Here is a 16,565-nt window from a genome sequence, read left to right as displayed (position 1 = left end):
GCAGGCTTATTCGCCGATGACGTCGCCGACGAGACCGGAGACGATCGCCATGATGATCGAGCCAAGCACCGACCACCAGAAACCATGGATGACCACGCCCACGTCGAACAGGGTGAGCGCCAGCCACGAGGCGAGCTCCATGAACAGCCAGTTGAGAATCAGCGCGAACAAGCCGAAACTCAGGATCGAGATCGGCAGGGCGAGCAGATGCACGACCGGTTTGATCGACGCGTTGATGAGCGCCAGAAACAGCGAGAACGCGGCGATGCCGAGGATCGGCGGCTCGCCCACCGCCTCCATGCCGGGCAGCAGGGCGACCATGACGCCCGCCGCGATCGTCAATACCAGCCAACGGGAAATGAAATGACTCATACCACTCGATTATTCCAGCCCAAATGTCACCGGAGTGTGATCATCGGCCAAGTGACGACGTTCCATACCACGGCGGCGACGGCGACCATGGCATACGGAGGGCATACACTGTGACCATGGACGACAGATACGAACGGATCGTGCGGTTTGCGGCCGAACATGCGAATCGCGCGCGGATCATCGAACATAAGACCGCGATCGTGGATCTCGCGTCTGCGGCGACCGTGTTCGATGTGACCCGCGCCGCGGCGACATACGTCGTGGAGACGAAGGAGGGCGTGTTCGCGGTGATCGCGTTGGCGTCCGGGCATCTGCGCTGGCGCGCGCTCGGCCGTGCGTTGGGATTGCGGCAGTTGCATCTCGCGTCGCCCGATGTGGTGAAGGATCGCACCGGCTACGACGTCGGCACGGTCGGACCGCTGTTCCTCGGCATCCCCGCGTACATGGATCGTCGACTGCTCCCGTACGACATGATTTACTGCGGCACCGAGGACGCGCATCACACGCTCGCCATCGACCCGCAGCTCATCGTCGAGCAGAACGACGTTGTCGGTTGGTTCGACGGCGGCGAATTCACGCAGCGAGCGCAGGCGATGTGACCGTGTCGGATGCCGGGGCACAGTCCCGTATCGTTGGCAATATGTGGCGAACTCGGCTGACGAACTGGGCACAACGTTGATGTGGAAGTTGCAGACGCTTGGTTCCCGAAAACCTTGCGATGACAGTGACTCAGCGCGTGAAATTCGGGAAATCAGCCGCATCATCCCGAAATACTTGCACTGAGACGACGGCAGCGCAGGAAATTCGGGAACACGCCGCCGATTTCCCGAATTTCCCGCACTGGGGAACCGTCAGTGCAAGAAATTCGGGACGATGCCGTTCTTTTCCCGATTTTCGTACGCTCGGCAAACCCGCGGGGCCAGTCGACGGCACCGGAAGACCGGTCAGCGCCGACGTTCTACACGGTAATGACTGAATATCGGCGAAAGTCCAGTACTAGGGGGCGCAGGGGCTGATGCTGAACTGATTAGACCGATACGGTGCCGACGCAGGATCGGCTCAGATCAGGATGCCGTTGCAATGGTCGATCTCATGCTGGATGATCTGCGCGGTGAACCCCTCAAACACGGCGGTGACCTCACGGAACCGGCGCGTGCAATACGTGACGGTGATCCGCTCGTACCGGATTGTCTTACGCACGCCGGTCAACGACAGACAGCCCTCCTCGGTCTCGTATTCGCCCGACCGCTCGACGATCCGCGGATTGACCATGATCATGTTCCGTCCGGTCGCTTCGTCCGCGAACACGATGATCCGCTTGGACACGCCGATCATGTTCGCCGCCATACCCACGCACGAGTCGGCATGCGCGGCCAACGTATCCGCCAAATCGACGGCCACGCCCAGATCGGCTTCGGTCGCCGGTTCGGATGGCCGGCTCAGGAATCGTTCGTCGGTCATGATCGGCTGCTGCATGGTCGTTCCTTTCCTACGGATGCAAGTGTCACAGATGCGTTGTGTGGCATGTACACTGCATCGTACCAGCCTGTTGCCTCCTACCCGCGGACGGTGAACCATGAACGATGACGCTCTCACGCTACGCCCACTGCGACGCGACGATTACCCCGCGATCGCCGGCATGCTGCGCCGCATGTGGTACAACGATCCCCACATGAGCCTGGCATGCGCTCGCAGACTCGCCATGATCGACCTGCATCACAGTCTGGACTGCTCGAATGATGCCGTCGTCGCACAACAGGGCGGCGCGGTGGTCGGCATCATCGCGACGCGCATCGACCGGCGTGGCATCGACGGGCGTGGAAGTAGACCTGAATCTCCAGCGGGGGAGTCGTACGCACTGCGTGACGTGCGCAAGCCGTGTCCGCATATACGTCATGTACGTCACGTGCACAGGTCCCGGTGGCATCGTCGGCATGTCATCGAACTGGCGATGCCACTGCTGTTGACCGCGGAGGGACGACATGGACTGCGTGAGATGCTGTCGTTGGTGCGCGTCGACGCACGACTGCTGCAGGGGTTGCGCCCGCGTTTCGATGCGGAGGTGACGTTGCTGCTGGTCGATGAGACCGTGCGCGGATGCGGTGTGGGCCGTGCGCTGTTCGACCATGCGATGCGCCGGTTCCACGACGCCGGTGTGGATTGGTACTTCCTGTTCACCGACACGAGCTGCAACGTCGGCTTCTACGAGCATCGCGGACTGGCCCGGCTGCGCGAACGACGTTTGACCTTGCGCGGCGACGCCACGGAAACGTTCTATCTTTACGAAGGTCGCGCGTAGGTTCCAGTGATGCTCAGTAGTTGATCATTTCGAGTTCCGGCCCCATGTCCTCGGTCTGGGTGCGGCCGGTCTCGTGGAAGCCGATATGCCGGTAGAAGTCTTGCGCGTTGTCGTTGAATCCGGCGACCCACAACGCGAGCCGGTCGTTGCCGATGGCCTGTTTGCCGGCCTCGACGAGCATGCGTCCGGCTCCTTGCCGGTGTCGGTCGGCCAACACGTATAGCGAGGCCAGTTCCGCCGCCTCGGGACGGTTGACCGGCGGGCGCGGCGTACGCAGCAGTTCCGCGAATCCGATCACATGATCGTCGTCAATCGCCACCAGCACGACCTGATTAGGGTCCTTGGCGTGGGCCTCAGTGATCTTCAATGCGAACTGCGGGGTGATGGCGTCCACGATCTCCTGCGGGATATGCCCCTGATTGAGCTCCCGCCACGTGCGCGACTGCACTCGAGCCTTCTCCTCGAACCATCGGGGTTCGATCGGGGCGATGCGAATCGTCATGTCATGCTTCCTTCCCGGCGTTCTTCCGGAGCCGTTCCGTGACTTTGAACCGTTCGAGCACGACGAGCGTATCGTCGTTGATCGGGAACGTCGGGTCGGCGAAGCAGGAACGGTATTCGGCCGAATTCCAGTATGCCTCATGCGTGTGCCGCCATTGTACCGCGCTCGTGTCGCCTTCGCCTTCGGCCAACGCGTGGCTGTCGGTGATGTCAGCCAGTCGGACGACGGAGACGTCGGTAGTAATCAACACCGCCACACCGTGCTCGTCGGAATCAACCAGTATGGAACGATTCCCAATGTGAGGCAGCGGTTCGTCACATTCCGTATAGTCGATCAGCAGTGCGGCGGTTGCGGTCTTCGTGCCCTCGAGGATCATTTCTATCAGCCGGTCGCGTTCCGGTCCGGGTTCCATGAATTCGACCTTCGGCAGATCCACGTATCCCGACGGCAAAGGCAAACTCGGCTTTGTTACGTCGTCACTCATCACGCATCGATCCTATGCCTGTGTCGATGCGCGTGTAGTATTCCCGTTCGTCCTCATGGTCGATGCGCGCGCCGCAGTGTCGCTGCACCGCGAGGCTCGCGGGATTGTCCTTGTGCACGCACAGGTATGCCTCCCTGATGCCGAGTTCGCGCGCCTTGGCAAGCGTGAGTTTTAGCCCGGCGGTCGCATAGCCATGGCCGCGGTATTCGCGGGCGATGCCGTAGCCGATGTGTCCCGGGCCTTCACGTAGAAAGTCGGTGAGCCGGTGGCGCAGGTTGAAGATGCCCACGTATTTGCCCTCGTCGTTGACGAGGATGTATTTGGTGGCCGGCACCCAACCGTCCGGCAAGCCGATACCCAACGCCTCGTCGCGCAGACCCTGCACATAGGCGGCGAACCGCTCGCGGCTCATGCCGACCGCAAGGTTCTCGAATCCCGTCTCCTCCGCCGGAAACTTCGCGAACAGGTCGAACGTGCGCTCCGGGTCCGCCAGCCAGGTCTCGATCAACTGCATATAGTCGCCTCCTTACTCCCTTATTGCGATGTGGATCACCTTACACTCGGCCGGCCGGATTACCGCGTTCTCGTTGTCCGCTGTCGTCTTTGGTTGACGGATTCCGCGTTGATTGGCGTGAATCGTCGGCGTGTGGTCATCATGGATGCTGTCTGTCCGGCATGGTGCCGGTCGCGGAATCCTGTGGTGGTTTGTCATGAGTCCGTATCCGAATGGCCACGATGGCCGGTCGCGTCAAGGTCGAACGTCGGTCGTCGTGCTGGTGTTGGTGTTGTTGTGCGGGATGCTGGGCATCGCGATGGTGCCTCCGGGGTCGACGCCGGACGTGTGGGCGCACGTGTACCGGGTGGATGCGATGCTCAACGGCGACGTGATCGCCCGGCCGGTACGGGCGACGTCCGACTATCATCCCGACGCGGCGCACAACACGGGCGGCTGGGTCGATGACGACGTGGTCGCGTTCTCGCTGGCCAACGACCGTCATTACGTGTCCGGCTTGGTGGACGCCGCATCCATCACCGTTCATGACGGGCGGCGCAGCGAGGTGCCGTTCGACAATACCGCCGTGTATCCGCCGATCGCGTACCTGCCGCAATTGGCCGCCTTCGCGGTCGGCCGGCTGCTGCGATTGGACGTGGCATGGCGGTTCTATCTCGCCGAAGCGTTCCAGTTGGCCGTCTATCTCACGGCGGTGTGGATCGGCCTGCGTGTGCTGGCCGGGGAGTCCTTCGTCGCGCTGGTTTCGACTGTTGGCCGAGCTGCTGTCCGTGTGTCTGGCGTTGCCTGACTCGTTCATGTTTTCTCCTGACTCGACGGTGGTCGCGTTGTCCCTGCTATTGGCCTGCATGCTGGTCCGATGCCTGCAAACCGATCGGCTCGGCACCGGTGATTGCGTGCTGCTGATCGGTGTGACCGGAGTGTTGGCGTTGTCGAAGTTCGCGTATGCGCTGTGCCTGCTCATGGCGTTGCTGCCGATGATCGCCCATCATCGCATGCCCATGCGTTCACGGCTCATCCTCGTCACCGGATGCGTGTTGTCGGTTATGTTGTTGCTAGCATGGTTGAAGTTCGGAACCGGGTTCGCCACGAACCCGTCACGCGTCCCGTACGACGAGGTGCTGCGACGACAACGGGAACTGCTGGCCGCTCCGCACGGGTTCCTGCCGCGGATGTTCTCCAGTATCGTCCGTTTGCAGGGATGGTCATGGTGGGAGCCGCCACTATTGTTCCTGTTCTGGACGCTTACCGTTGCGGCTTTGATGATGACCGTCATCGTCTGGAGACACGATCGGCAGCGACTGCTGTTCTGGCTGATGTCGTGGACGGCGATCATGGGATGCGTGACGCTGGTGTACGCGGCGATATGGACGCAGTTCACGCTGACCGGACAAGCCGGCGTCGTCGGCATCAACAGCCGATACTTCCTGCCACTGGTGCCGCCGTTGGTCATGCAATGCGCCGACGCGTTACGCGCAATCAGGAGAAACCTCACACGGTAGTATGAATCGATTCCAAATGTCGCGACTCAAACGTTACCGTGTGCGCAATCAGTTTGGCTCTGTTAAACCAGTTTTGACATAGGGAAAAATGGCCGATGTCACCATTCCGGGTCCGATCGTCACGATGTCTGGGATGTGCGCGGCGGACGCGGCCGGCGACGGGGCGGTTCCGCCGTCCATGGCCGGGTGATGGGACCGTGCACGTTGCCGCGTCATGATGGCATCGGATGTGGTGTGGAGGGACAATGACCATATGGATGTCGTTCTGGACCTGTTGCCGTGGTTCGTCGGCTGTGCGCTCGTCTCCGTGGCGTTGACCGTGCTGCTCCGCTGGCTGCTGCGCTGCGGATGGATCGGAGCCGGCGCGCTGGGTTCGGCTCCGGTGTTGGGATGGTCGGCCATGCTGCTGCTGATGCTCAGTGATGTGACCGCCGATTACCCGTCGATCTCCGCCGAATATCCGAATGGCTGCGACGGATGGATGCACCCGTGCGGTGTGGGGCCGGGGCCGTTATCGGAGGTGCTGTTCGCCGTCGCGGGATTGTTCGCGATGGCCGCGGCCGTCATGCTGATGGCCTCGACCGTCATGCTGATGGTCGGCGTGGTCTCCCGTGTCGCGGACCGGCATGTTGCTCATCGTCGCGTATCCCGTCATTGATGGTGACGTGGAGTCGGTGTTCTCTTGGGGTTGTGAACTGTTGTGGTTTTGGCTTGTTTTTCCCTATGTCAAAGCTGGTTTAACAAAGCCATCAGTTTTTCGGTGTGACGGCAGGATCGCCGACCTGGTTCTCGTCCAGGCCGATGGCGGTGAGGAAACTGCCTTTCAGATCGTTGCCGTCCATTTGCCAGCGACGATCGTTGATGGTGACGGTGGGCGTGGAGAAGCCGTTCTTGCCCGGCGCGTAGAGTTCCGGCCGGAGGATCGTGTAGTCGTCCGCCGCCTTCAGCCATGTCCGGTACCGGTATTGACCGTCGAACGCCGCATCCGCCGTCGCGCTGTCCACGCCGGCGTTAAGCGCCTGCTGTTTGAGCTGGTCGTCGGTCACGCTGCGGTATTCGCCGAGTTCGCCGGGCTGGAAGTCCTCGCGGTAAATGTTCATCAGATACCCGAGCAGATGGTCCGGATTCGGGTCCCGTTGTACGATCGTGACGGCCGCGTTGAACGCGCGGGTCGAATACTCGTCGCTGCTTTTGTAGTCTTGGAACGTCATGAAATGCAGGTCGAGATTGATCTGCCCCGCATCCAGCATGCTCATGATCGTCGGATCAAGCGTGCGGCTCACCAGCGCACACCCCGGACACAACGGTTCCAGATACATGCCGACGGTCGGCACGCCATCGACCTTGTTGCCGTACCCGTTCTTGGAGAGCAGAATGCCGCCCTGATCATCCGCGAACGACGGCTTGACTTTGATCTTACGCAGGGCGTCACGCGCGGCCTGTTCCGATTGCGGGGCGTCCATCGTCGCGGAGCGATTGGCCGCCATGCTGCGATACAAGGCAACGCCGCCCACGACCAGCAGGACGGCGATGATCGCGACGGTCAGTATTCCGATGATGGTTTGCTGACGGCGTTCCACCGCCGAAACCGCCGTATCGTTTCGAGAATCTTGCTGTTGCGTATTGCTGCGTTTCATTCCTCCATAATGATCGACCGCGAAAAATCGCGCCAATCGAAGGAGCATTTGTCATCCAAAGACGACATGAGACGTCTGCGATCACCCTCCGGCGTAAGTGAAGGCGCGCACATTGGGTTAAGTAAAGAAACGTGGGTCTTAAATCCGGGGTGAGGTGTTCTCCTGTCTTGCGTGTCGGGGTGTGATTAACGGTCCGGGCGTTAATCCGGCAGGGTGCTTGACTTTTCGTGTTGGCTTGTTCCATGAGCAGGAACAAGTCTTCAAAGGCGAGGAAGTGCCCGTTGTGCGGTATGCCGATGCGCAAGAAGGGGCTCACGAAGGCCGGTACCCAACGATGGAAGTGCGATGCATGCCGCCTGAGCTCGACCATGAGGCGGGAGGATCGGACGCGCATGGCGGAGTTCCGCGCGTTCATCGCGTGGGTCACGGGCAAGCGGTCCATGAGCGAGGCCGCGGCGATGTTTGGGATCACGCGGCAGACGTTCGCGGCCAGGACCGCGTGGTGCTGGAACGTGGAGCCGGGGATGCCGGGCGTCTCCCGTTCCCACCGGTACGTGATGGCCGACGGCACGTACGTGCCGTACGGCTGGTGCCTGCTGGTCCTGACCGGTGATGACGGGCGGCCCGTGAAGTGGCAGTGGTGCTCCGCGGAGACGAAGCCGGCATACCCGCAGCTGTTCAAACGGGTGAAGCGTCCGGGACTGCTGGTGTGCGACGGCGGACAGGGGTGTCTGGCGGCCGCCGAGACCCGGTGGAAGGGCGTCGCCGTGCAGCGCTGCCTCGTGCACGTGCTGCGCAACACGCGAGCCGACCTGACGAACAAACCCAAGAGCGAAGCGGGAAAGACGCTGCTCAAGCTCGCCCGCAAGCTCGTCAAGGTGAAGACCTCGGACGGGGCGGCCATCTGGCTCGCCGAACTCAATGAATGGCATACGGAGCACGGCGACCACCTCAAGGAGAAGACCGACGCCAGGCAGGACCCCGAGCACGCGAGGGGCCGCAAGTGGTGGTGGACGCACGAACGCCTGCGCCGCGCCTACTTCCGGCTGGTCAAACTCAACCGGGATGGGATGCTGTTCGCGTTCCGCGACCCCGACATCGTCAGGGACGGCGATTCGCTGCCGTCGACCACGAACCAGTTGGAGGGCGGCGTCAACGCCGTCGTCAAACGCACGCTCGGCCATCATCGCGGTCTATCCGAAAAACACTGAAACGCTGCTGCGAATGGACGATATACATGCTCGCGGAGCGTCCCGACCCGGAATCGTTCGTCACCCCCGCGCACTGGAAGACGGTCGGAAAGGAACCGGTCGAGGACGACGGACCGACGCCCGGCACCCTGGCCGCGGTGCAACTGCCGGCCGCCGGCATCGACGCCTACGAGAACGGATTCGGCATCAGAAAAGGATGGGCAGGACGCTCAAAATAATCCACGCCACGCGATGACACGCGCGGATAAGACCCACGTTCCTTTACTTAACCCCGCACATTGGATTCGGATCACCACTAGATGCCTTGGTGCAAGTGGTGACCGAATACATGCACCGTGTTGTGACAGATTTATCAATGAACAGGAACCGTATAGATCGCGAAGACTGGGTCCCGTGAATCACGGGAGCACCGGTCTCAACTTCCATATCCCCGCAGGGCTGGCTCTAACAGTCATCTTATATTAGCCCTCTGACGTGAATACGTCATGCCAACTACCGACGACATGCACGTCTGGATGTCGCCGCATAACCCATGATCAGGAAGACAAGCAGCCGTAGGATCAACACTAGTGTCCCGGTAAGTGGATGGTTCACCGCAGTTGCCTCGCGTATTGCTGCGTTTCATTCCTCCATGATGATCGACCGCGAAAAATCGCGCCAGTCGGAGGAGCCTTTGTCATCCAAAGACGACATACGACGTCGGCGATCATCTTCCGGCGCGAGCGAGGGCACGCGCATCGGATACGGATCATGGCCAGATGCTTTTGGCGCAGGTGACGGCCGAATGCATGCACCGTGTTGTGACAGATTGGTCAATGAGCAGCTTGAACCGTATGGGTACGTGAAGACCGGGTCCCGTGAATCGCGGGACCCGGTCTCACTTCCACATCCCCGCAGGACTGGCTTTGAAAGCTACCCTGCGTCAACCCGTTGACGTGAGTGCCGTCATGCGTATCTGAATGCCGCTACCGCGTAATCCTCGATAAGGAAAAACGAACGGCCATATGATTAACGCCAACGTCACGTCAAATGAATAATCCGCAGTTGTCTCGCGCATCACCTTCGGACGCAAGAAATTCGGGGAAAGATGCCGATCGTCCCGAAATCCTTGCGGTGAGCATCGGTCAGTGCAAGGAATTCGGGACGACTGGGCTGATTTCCCGAATTTCTTGCACTGCGGATCGCTCAGTGCAAGAAATTCGGGAGCATAGGGATGTTTTCCCGAAATCCTTGCGCCCGGGCAGGGGAGGGAACCGGATTGACGCTCTCATTGGAGGCCTTCATATGACGGATGACCGTTATTTTCTGACCGTTTCACTTATCCGATGATGTCGGCAGGGATGCGTGCAATATCCAGGTGCCGTCTTCGGCGGACGTGTTAATCGAACCACCGAGGGCTGTGAACCGCGTTCGATGCAGGGGCAGTCCTTTGCCGGAGTGGGGTTTGTCGGGCAGGAGCGAGTGCTCGGCGATGTCGTTGACCTGATCGACGGACAGGCCGTCGCGGCTGCGGCGCACGACCACACGGTATTCACCGGATGGGTCGCCGTGCACGGCGATGTTGGTGTACAGCTCGCGCAGCAGGTCGATCACTGCGGACTCACGTTCGCGAGTGACGTCGTCTGCATCCGTCAGCTTGCGTTTGGACAGGTTGTCAATCATCGTGGAGTCTCCGGTGAAGCCGAGCTGCGCGAGATACCGGTCGCCGTGTCCCAATACGTCACGGACGCGATCGGGGAACATGGCGTAAGACGAAGGCATCGCGGCCGAGCTTCCGATTTCGGTATCGTCGTCGGTGCGTTCAGTGTCACCGTCGTCAATGGTGCTTCGTGGAGAGGCGCCGTTGCCACCTTTCCCGATGGAATCATGTTGCTTTCCGGTATCAGTGCCGTCATCGTTTCGGTCGAGCATGTTGATGACCGTGCGCACTTCGACGAGCGTGTCAATCGTGCGTTGGTACAGGTCGTCGAACAACGCAGCATGTTGTTCGTCGTTTGTTTCGCGTGAGCGTTCGTAGTCCAGGCGCATGGCCATGTACGCGAGATCGCTCGTCACCGCGTCGTGAATCCGGCTCGCCGCCCGCGCGTCGCGGCGCATGGCCTCCAGACGGTCACGTTCCCGCTCGTAGCGCAACCGGTCCCGTTCCGCCTGTATGGCCGTGGCTCTCCACGACATCGCACGGCCGAACATGTACACGACGAAGAACGACAGCAGCAGCGTCGCGTAATCGCCGAACGGGACGCCGGCGCGCGCTGCGACCATCCATCGCACCGCGGCGATCAACGGCGGCAACAGCCACCACCATCGCGACCGTCCGTACCGGCCGACCGCCGCCAACGCGACCCACATCCCATAGAACAGGCTCGCCCCGCTCATATCCGGCAGGAACGCGCACGCCACATACGTGACGGCGACCGCCACGCTCAACGGCAACGGATAGAACGGCAACACCAGCAGACACAGGACGTGCACGACCGTCAGCACCGTGGTCGCGACGAGCTGCGCTGGATACTCGAACATCTCCAGCACCGTCAGCCCGGCGGACAACAACACGACACACCACATAACCGGCCCCACACCGGCCGCACGGACACGCTCACCCACCCGTTTGATCAGTCCTGCAACATCAGCCATTCGGCCACCGCCTGCGTCCGATTCCTCGCGCCCAGTTTCCTCGCCGCACGCATCACATACGTCTTCACCGACGACTCGCCGACGCCAAGCAACTCGCCGATCTCACGCGAACTGCGCCCCTGCGCGCACAATCGCATGACCTCGCGCTCACGATCTGTCAACGACGCGACAGCCGCGGCGGCCGCCAGGCGCGCTGCGGCATCGTCATCGGCGTCGGTCTCGTCGTGCTTCGCGAGCAACGCATGCGATTGGACGGCGGTCAGCTCCGACACGTACTGGGTGCGCAGCGCGCGCCCGTTGACCAGCGCGACCGCTGCATCGCAGATATCCGCCACCCGCGCCTTGTCCATCACGCACTGTGCGCCGGCGGCCAGCGCATCGGCTGCGTAATGCTCCAACGAGAACGACGTGACACCGATCAACACGACATCGGCCGTCGCCGCGCGAATTCGTCGGCACACCTCGACGCCGCTCATGCCTTCCAACGACATGTCCACCAGCAGCACATCCGGACGGGAATCGGCCGACAGGCAACGGGCGACCGCATCCCGGCCACGCCGGCACGCCCACGTCACGTCGACCTCGGGGAGATTGCGGCGTATCAGCAACGTCAGCATCGTCACCGTCAACGGGTCGTTGTCCACCACCGCAAGGCGGAACCGTTTCCTGTCATACATATGCCACCACCTCGAAACAATCCGGTCACCGGACATCATATCGTCAGCGGCGTCCGCAAGCGCCGGCCGCGGGGCAAATCAGACCGCGCGCCGGATCGTTGCCGAAGTTCATGCCAAGAAACGCCGGTGAGCAACGCATCGCGACCGTAACGGCTGTTCTATCGCATCATCCGCGCGGAACGTCACTTCCGGTCTGCCCCTATAATCGCAGTGCGTATGGCATCCGACAGCTCATAGCGCACAGGCCGTTGCCCCGTGGCGATGAGGGTCCCGTCTTCGGTGAGGGCATCCAGTGCATGATTGGTTCTGTCTCGTCCCAATCCCGTCGATTCGCGCAGCCACGGTCTGGTGATGCTGTGGGAAGCGACCCCGAACAATTCCTCTTGGATGAGCATGGCCACGATGTTCGCCGCATCGTCGTCCCAGTCCCTTGCCGAACGCAGTCGGTCAAGTTCTGCGAGAGACCGCATAAGCATGGATCGTCTGGTCGACAGCTCGTCGATGAGACGATTCTGCGCTTTTGCGATGAATTGCATCATCCGATAGGTAAACAGGCTGGCGTCTCGACGGTTCAACGGATGCTGCGCATCTTCAAACGCCTTATAGTATCGGTCTTTGTCTTCGGAAATGACAGGACTGAGACTCATGACGGTGGGTGCGCTCAAATGCTGGCGAAGCTGGAGGGCGAACAGGAAACGGCCGGTGCGACCGTTGCCGTCGTAGAACGGGTGGATGTACTCGAATGCGAAGTGGCACATGGAGGCGCGGATCAGCGGCGGCACGTCCCGGTTGCGGGTGAGTGCCAGCCACTGCGTGAGCGCTACTTTGATCTCGGATTCCGGGGTGATGCCGGTGTGGATACGTCGCCCGGTCGCGGGTTCGTCGATGTACACGGGACCGTTGCGGAACAGGTCGCCGTCCGGCTCGTCTCCGGCGTCGAGTTCCCCGGCGACGACCTTGTCGTAGATGCCGCGGATGTCCTCGAGCGTTTCCGGCAACGAGTGGCGTGCGGGATCGTCGTCGCTGAGCGCGAGAAACAGGCGGGCGAACTCACTGAACCGGGCGTGACTGCCATGCTTGGTCGCGGCTTCCAATGCCAAGCCAATCTCCTTGCGCGTGGATCGCACACCCTCGATGTCATTGGTGCTTTTCATCTCTTCGCCGATAAGGTCATACAGATATGCGCGGCGTGCGAGCGTCGGCAATGAATTCCACAAGGCGGTGACGTTGTTGTCCTGTTCGCGAATCGCATCGGCGCATGTGGTGAGTTCGCGGAAGTTGACGACGAAAACCTCGTACCCCCGCAGAACGATGCCGGAACGGAATGTGCTCCATCCATCAAGGCGATGTGAGTATTCTTCATCGGCGATTTCCTCTAGCTTCTTCGTGGACCGGCTCATATGCGCGGTCTGCCTGACGCTCCTGTAGTCCATTTCGTATATGCCGCTTTCCGGTTGGGTGACCGTTACGCAGTCCGCAACCATGTCTCTATAGGTTGTTTTTGACAATATCGACCTATAGATAGGTTATATTGTGGCATCTATCAGTGGATAGGGGTCGTGTCGACACTTATCCACGGGATGACCGGGGCCTTGGTGGGGGCCTGCCATGAGCGTAACGGACCTAACGGATGGGTTCGCGCCTCGCCGACCAATCGTCGGCGGTGATGATGCGAAGGGTCTCATCGTGGTATTCGTTGATCAGCGGGAAATGGTTGTGCTTCGATTCGCCGGCGACCTGCATGCCGCATTTCTCCATCACGCGGCCGGACTGCATGTTGTCCGTGTAGTGGGCGCCCCACACGGCGTCCACATGCAGCGTGCCGAACGCGTAGTCGAGCACGACATGCAGCGCTTCGGGCATGTATCCTTTGCCCCAGAACGGGCGGCCGATCCAATAGCCGAGTTCCAGTGCGTTGCCGCCGACATATCGGAGGTAGCGTTCGTCGAGTGTGGAGTCTGAATCGTCGCTGTCGCCGATGTTGCCGATGTGACGGAGAGGCTTCAACTCGATGCATCCGACGGGTTCGTCAACACCGACGCCCGCCGCCGCGGTATCCCGAACGGTGACGGCCCAGTTATGTTGGACCGAGAACACGTCGCGAATGACACGCGTGCTCTCCTCAACGTTCCTGTGCGGCGGCCAGCCACACAACAGTCCGACCTGCGGGTCCGAAGCGTACTGGAACAGGGAATCAGCCTCGGCGTGATCGTCGGTCTTCCACGGGCGCAGCAGCAGGCGTTCGGTCTTAATGATCTCGCTCATTGGGCCTCCCGGTTGATCAGTGTGTGCGGATGCTTATCGCCAACGCTATCGCAGGGTGGTCGTCGAACGTGGAATGACTCCGTTTTCCGCATGTGGGGAGTCGTGAGAGTCGGATGCATCGTTCTTGCGGATGATACGCGCGTTCATTCCTTTGCCCGATGGAGAGCCCTGGCGGGCCGGGGGAGTATGGAGTCATAGCGTTCGCCGCGAGGTTGCGGCGGGAAGGGGAACGGCATGAACAGGCTGTTGGAGGTTGCCGTCTGTGTGTTGACGGTGGTGTTGGTTTCGTTGTCCGGTTTGATGGCGGTGTTCGTGCTGGGTGACGGGTATTTCACGGCGATGCGCGAGTATCCGAAGCAGGGCCGCCTGTTGTCGTTGTCCGATGTGCCGCAGGACCGGTCCGATCGGACCTTGGACGCTTTGCTGGACACGGTCGGCGCTGATGGTGGCGTGGTCGTGCGTTCTGATTTGCTGACGTCGCCGGTGGATGGTTCCGCGGGCGGGTACCGGTTGGGCGTGTATGGTGACGTGACGGCGCATGCTTCGGCGATGCGGTTGCGGTATCTCGGCGCGTCGGTGTTGGACGAGCATAATCTTTCCCGGTTGATGGAGGCGGCGAACGAGAACGCGACCTTGGGTTTGGATCAGGTGCGTCCGGATATGATCGCCGACCTGCCCGGCACGCATTCTGGCGTACGGCTGGTGGTGGAGCGGTTGGACACGCTGGTGCGCCGGTCCGGCACCGTCAACGGCGATTACCGCATCGTCGGGTTGGATGACGGCCGGTTCCGGGATCTCGTGTCCCGGGTGAGCGAGGCGAGCGGCATTCCCGGCGACCAGTTGACATCGGCCTCGTCCGGTTCGTCGGTCACGGACAGTTTCATGACGTTGGTCACGCTGGCGTTGATCGCCGTGGCGTCGCTGGCGCTGACACTGATCGTGGTGTTGGGCACGTTCCAGGAGTTCTCGCGACTGGGCGTGTACATGCTGCTCGGATGGTCGCGGACGGGGTACGCGGCCGCATTGTACCGTCCGTTCCTGCTGTTCCTGCCGGCGGTGATCCCGATTCCCGTCCTTGTCATGGGCTGGGGGTTGACCGGATTCCCGGTCACCCCGCAACTGGTATTGGCCGTGCTGGCGCCGAGCCTGGCCACGGCCGTGATCGTGCTGCTGGCGTTGGGCTGCGGCCTGCTGGCGTTGCTGTCCGTGCGGCCGGTGGCGGCGATACGCAACCGCGTGTCGAAACGGGCGATGCTGGCAGTGATCGCGATCGTATACGTGCTCGCGTCGGCCGGACTGGTCGCCGGAGCGCACGCGTTGGACGCGCCGATGGACGGCATTCGTAACCTGACGCAGGTGAGCGCGCAATGGAGCCGGTACCGGTCGATGCGCATCCTGTACAAGGACTCGCGCGGCACGAACCACACGTCGACGTCGGGCCTGTCCGGCGACCATGCGAAGGAGATCTACGACTGGTACGCGTCGATCGAACACGACGACGGCGTGTACCTCGCCAACACCCGATACTTCAGCCGCGATCTCGTCGCGTCCTGGCGGCACCTCTACCAGCAGGTTCCCGAACAGGCGTTCTGGTACTTCGCCATGTCCCCGAGCTACCTCGCCGCGCAGGGGTTCGCCGTCGACCCGGACGCGACGGCGCGGGCCGAGGCGGGCGAACGCGTCTACCTGATCCCCGACACCATGCCACGGGACGAACAGGAGCGCATGCGCGGCTACCTGACCGAAACCAGCATGACATACAAGACTTGGGAAAGCAGCGTCCACACCACGTTCATGGACACGGGCACGGTCGGCTTCGCCGCCTACCATCCGTCCACGCCACTGTTCACCTGGAGCGACGACCCCGACCTGCCCTCCAACGTCACCGATCCGGTGATCCTGCTGGCCACCAGCGCGAACATGACGCCGTTCGAGACGGAAAGCCTCGGCGCGGTCGGCCTGACGAACAGCTACATCAAACTCGACGAGTCCGCCGCCCAACGGTACACGACACCGGACTACCTCGCCAAATACCAGCTCGAAGACAACAACCCGGTCTTCCGCACGACCGCCGACTTCATCGCCGGCATGCGTAAAAACCTCACCGAATTCCTGCAACTGTTCGGCGGCCTCGCCATCACCGCTATGATCTTCCAACTCATCGGCGTCGCCACACTATGCCGCATCTACGCCATGACCTACCGGGAGACCATCGCCGTCAAACGACTCCTCGGCTACCCGCTGCGGCGCATCTTCGCGCCGGCCTTCACGCTCATCGTCACCGTATCGGCTGTCGCGCTGCTCGCCGCGCTGCTGCTGGGCTCGAAGGCGGGCATCATCGCGGCCGGGGCGACCATGCTGTTCCAGCTGATCCTCATGACGGTCCAGTCGCGGACGCTCGCCACGAGCCAACTGCAGACCATGATCAAAACGGAATGAGCCACCGCCTCGCATACCGACATCCCGGCACC

18 protein-coding genes are annotated in these 16,565 nt (G+C 61.6%); 8 read left to right on the top strand and 10 right to left on the bottom strand.

Annotated elements, in window-relative coordinates; all coding sequences use genetic code 11:
• Nucleotides 1-6: 6 nt before the first annotated feature.
• Nucleotides 7-372, bottom strand: coding sequence for a phage holin family protein (locus DSM100688_RS02630; RefSeq protein ID WP_152357581.1), 366 nt, complete (start codon nt 370-372; stop codon nt 7-9).
• A 116-nt stretch (nt 373-488) separates the two neighbouring features.
• On the opposite strand from DSM100688_RS02630, the gene DSM100688_RS02625 reads away from it, so the two are divergent.
• Nucleotides 489-971, top strand: coding sequence for an aminoacyl-tRNA deacylase (locus DSM100688_RS02625; RefSeq protein ID WP_163146776.1), 483 nt, complete (start codon nt 489-491; stop codon nt 969-971).
• A gap of 460 nt (nt 972-1,431) precedes the next feature.
• On the opposite strand, the gene DSM100688_RS02620 is transcribed toward DSM100688_RS02625, so the two are convergent.
• Nucleotides 1,432-1,848 carry a peptide deformylase gene (locus tag DSM100688_RS02620; protein WP_152357579.1) on the bottom strand — a complete coding sequence of 139 codons (417 nt, stop codon included), beginning with the start codon at nt 1,846-1,848 and terminating at the stop codon, nt 1,432-1,434.
• Between the two features lie 100 nt (nt 1,849-1,948).
• Between DSM100688_RS02620 and DSM100688_RS02615 the strand changes: the two genes are divergently transcribed.
• Nucleotides 1,949-2,671 (top strand): GNAT family N-acetyltransferase, encoded by a 723-nt coding sequence (locus DSM100688_RS02615; RefSeq protein ID WP_152357578.1) that lies wholly within the window; start codon nt 1,949-1,951, stop codon nt 2,669-2,671.
• 13 nt (nt 2,672-2,684) lie between these two features.
• On the opposite strand, the gene DSM100688_RS02610 is transcribed toward DSM100688_RS02615, so the two are convergent.
• The 3 genes from DSM100688_RS02610 to DSM100688_RS02600 form a co-directional block, all read right to left on the bottom strand.
• Complete coding sequence (locus tag DSM100688_RS02610; RefSeq protein WP_152357577.1) at nt 2,685-3,173, bottom strand: GNAT family N-acetyltransferase; 489 nt, start codon at nt 3,171-3,173, stop codon at nt 2,685-2,687.
• A 1-nt stretch (nt 3,174) separates the two neighbouring features.
• The gene (locus DSM100688_RS02605) at nt 3,175-3,585 is read right to left on the bottom strand and encodes an ASCH domain-containing protein (RefSeq protein ID WP_239519286.1); all 411 of its coding nucleotides are present in this window, start codon (nt 3,583-3,585) and stop codon (nt 3,175-3,177) included.
• Nucleotides 3,586-3,649: 64 nt separating this feature from the next.
• Nucleotides 3,650-4,171, bottom strand: a complete 522-nt coding sequence (locus DSM100688_RS02600) for a GNAT family N-acetyltransferase (protein WP_152357575.1) — start codon at nt 4,169-4,171, stop codon at nt 3,650-3,652.
• Between the two features lie 196 nt (nt 4,172-4,367).
• Between DSM100688_RS02600 and DSM100688_RS12195 the strand changes: the two genes are divergently transcribed.
• From DSM100688_RS12195 to DSM100688_RS02585, 3 genes are all read left to right on the top strand, one after another.
• The gene (locus tag DSM100688_RS12195) at nt 4,368-4,958 is read left to right on the top strand and encodes a DUF2142 domain-containing protein (RefSeq protein WP_163146775.1); all 591 of its coding nucleotides are present in this window, start codon (nt 4,368-4,370) and stop codon (nt 4,956-4,958) included.
• 7 nt (nt 4,959-4,965) lie between these two features.
• Complete coding sequence (locus DSM100688_RS12190; protein ID WP_152357573.1) at nt 4,966-5,670, top strand: DUF2142 domain-containing protein; 705 nt, start codon at nt 4,966-4,968, stop codon at nt 5,668-5,670.
• A 253-nt stretch (nt 5,671-5,923) separates the two neighbouring features.
• Entirely contained in the window at nt 5,924-6,328 is a 405-nt protein-coding gene (locus tag DSM100688_RS02585; RefSeq protein WP_152357572.1) for a hypothetical protein, read from the top strand.
• A 91-nt stretch (nt 6,329-6,419) separates the two neighbouring features.
• Here DSM100688_RS02585 and DSM100688_RS02580 read toward each other — a convergent pair whose 3' ends face one another.
• A complete protein-coding gene (locus tag DSM100688_RS02580) occupies nt 6,420-7,307 on the bottom strand; it encodes a DsbA family protein (RefSeq protein ID WP_163146774.1) in 888 nt (295 codons plus the stop codon).
• Nucleotides 7,308-7,549: 242 nt separating this feature from the next.
• Between DSM100688_RS02580 and DSM100688_RS02570 the strand changes: the two genes are divergently transcribed.
• Nucleotides 7,550-8,518: an IS1249 family transposase gene (locus DSM100688_RS02570; protein WP_152357570.1), complete on the top strand. Its 969-nt coding sequence runs from the start codon at nt 7,550-7,552 to the stop codon at nt 8,516-8,518.
• Between the two features lie 26 nt (nt 8,519-8,544).
• A complete protein-coding gene (locus DSM100688_RS02565) occupies nt 8,545-8,736 on the top strand; it encodes a hypothetical protein (RefSeq protein WP_152357569.1) in 192 nt (63 codons plus the stop codon).
• Between the two features lie 1,096 nt (nt 8,737-9,832).
• Here DSM100688_RS02565 and DSM100688_RS02560 read toward each other — a convergent pair.
• From DSM100688_RS02560 to DSM100688_RS02545, 4 genes are all read right to left on the bottom strand, one after another.
• Complete coding sequence (locus DSM100688_RS02560; protein WP_152357568.1) at nt 9,833-11,038, bottom strand: sensor histidine kinase; 1,206 nt, start codon at nt 11,036-11,038, stop codon at nt 9,833-9,835.
• Nucleotides 11,039-11,130: 92 nt separating this feature from the next.
• Nucleotides 11,131-11,796: a response regulator transcription factor gene (locus DSM100688_RS02555; RefSeq protein ID WP_240811830.1), complete on the bottom strand. Its 666-nt coding sequence runs from the start codon at nt 11,794-11,796 to the stop codon at nt 11,131-11,133.
• A gap of 215 nt (nt 11,797-12,011) precedes the next feature.
• Nucleotides 12,012-13,313: a Fic family protein gene (locus DSM100688_RS02550; protein ID WP_239519284.1), complete on the bottom strand. Its 1,302-nt coding sequence runs from the start codon at nt 13,311-13,313 to the stop codon at nt 12,012-12,014.
• A 139-nt stretch (nt 13,314-13,452) separates the two neighbouring features.
• Nucleotides 13,453-14,094, bottom strand: a complete 642-nt coding sequence (locus DSM100688_RS02545; protein WP_152357566.1) for a GNAT family N-acetyltransferase — start codon at nt 14,092-14,094, stop codon at nt 13,453-13,455.
• Between the two features lie 234 nt (nt 14,095-14,328).
• Between DSM100688_RS02545 and DSM100688_RS02540 the strand changes: the two genes are divergently transcribed.
• Complete coding sequence (locus tag DSM100688_RS02540; RefSeq protein ID WP_152357565.1) at nt 14,329-16,533, top strand: hypothetical protein; 2,205 nt, start codon at nt 14,329-14,331, stop codon at nt 16,531-16,533.
• The last annotated feature ends 32 nt before the right edge of the window (nt 16,534-16,565 follow it).

This window comes from Bifidobacterium ramosum, from assembly GCF_009299505.1.
Taxonomy (GTDB): domain Bacteria; phylum Actinomycetota; class Actinomycetes; order Actinomycetales; family Bifidobacteriaceae; genus Bifidobacterium; species Bifidobacterium ramosum.
The sequence above is the reverse complement of the archived record's forward strand: the minus strand, read 5'-3'. Positions and strand labels throughout refer to the sequence as shown.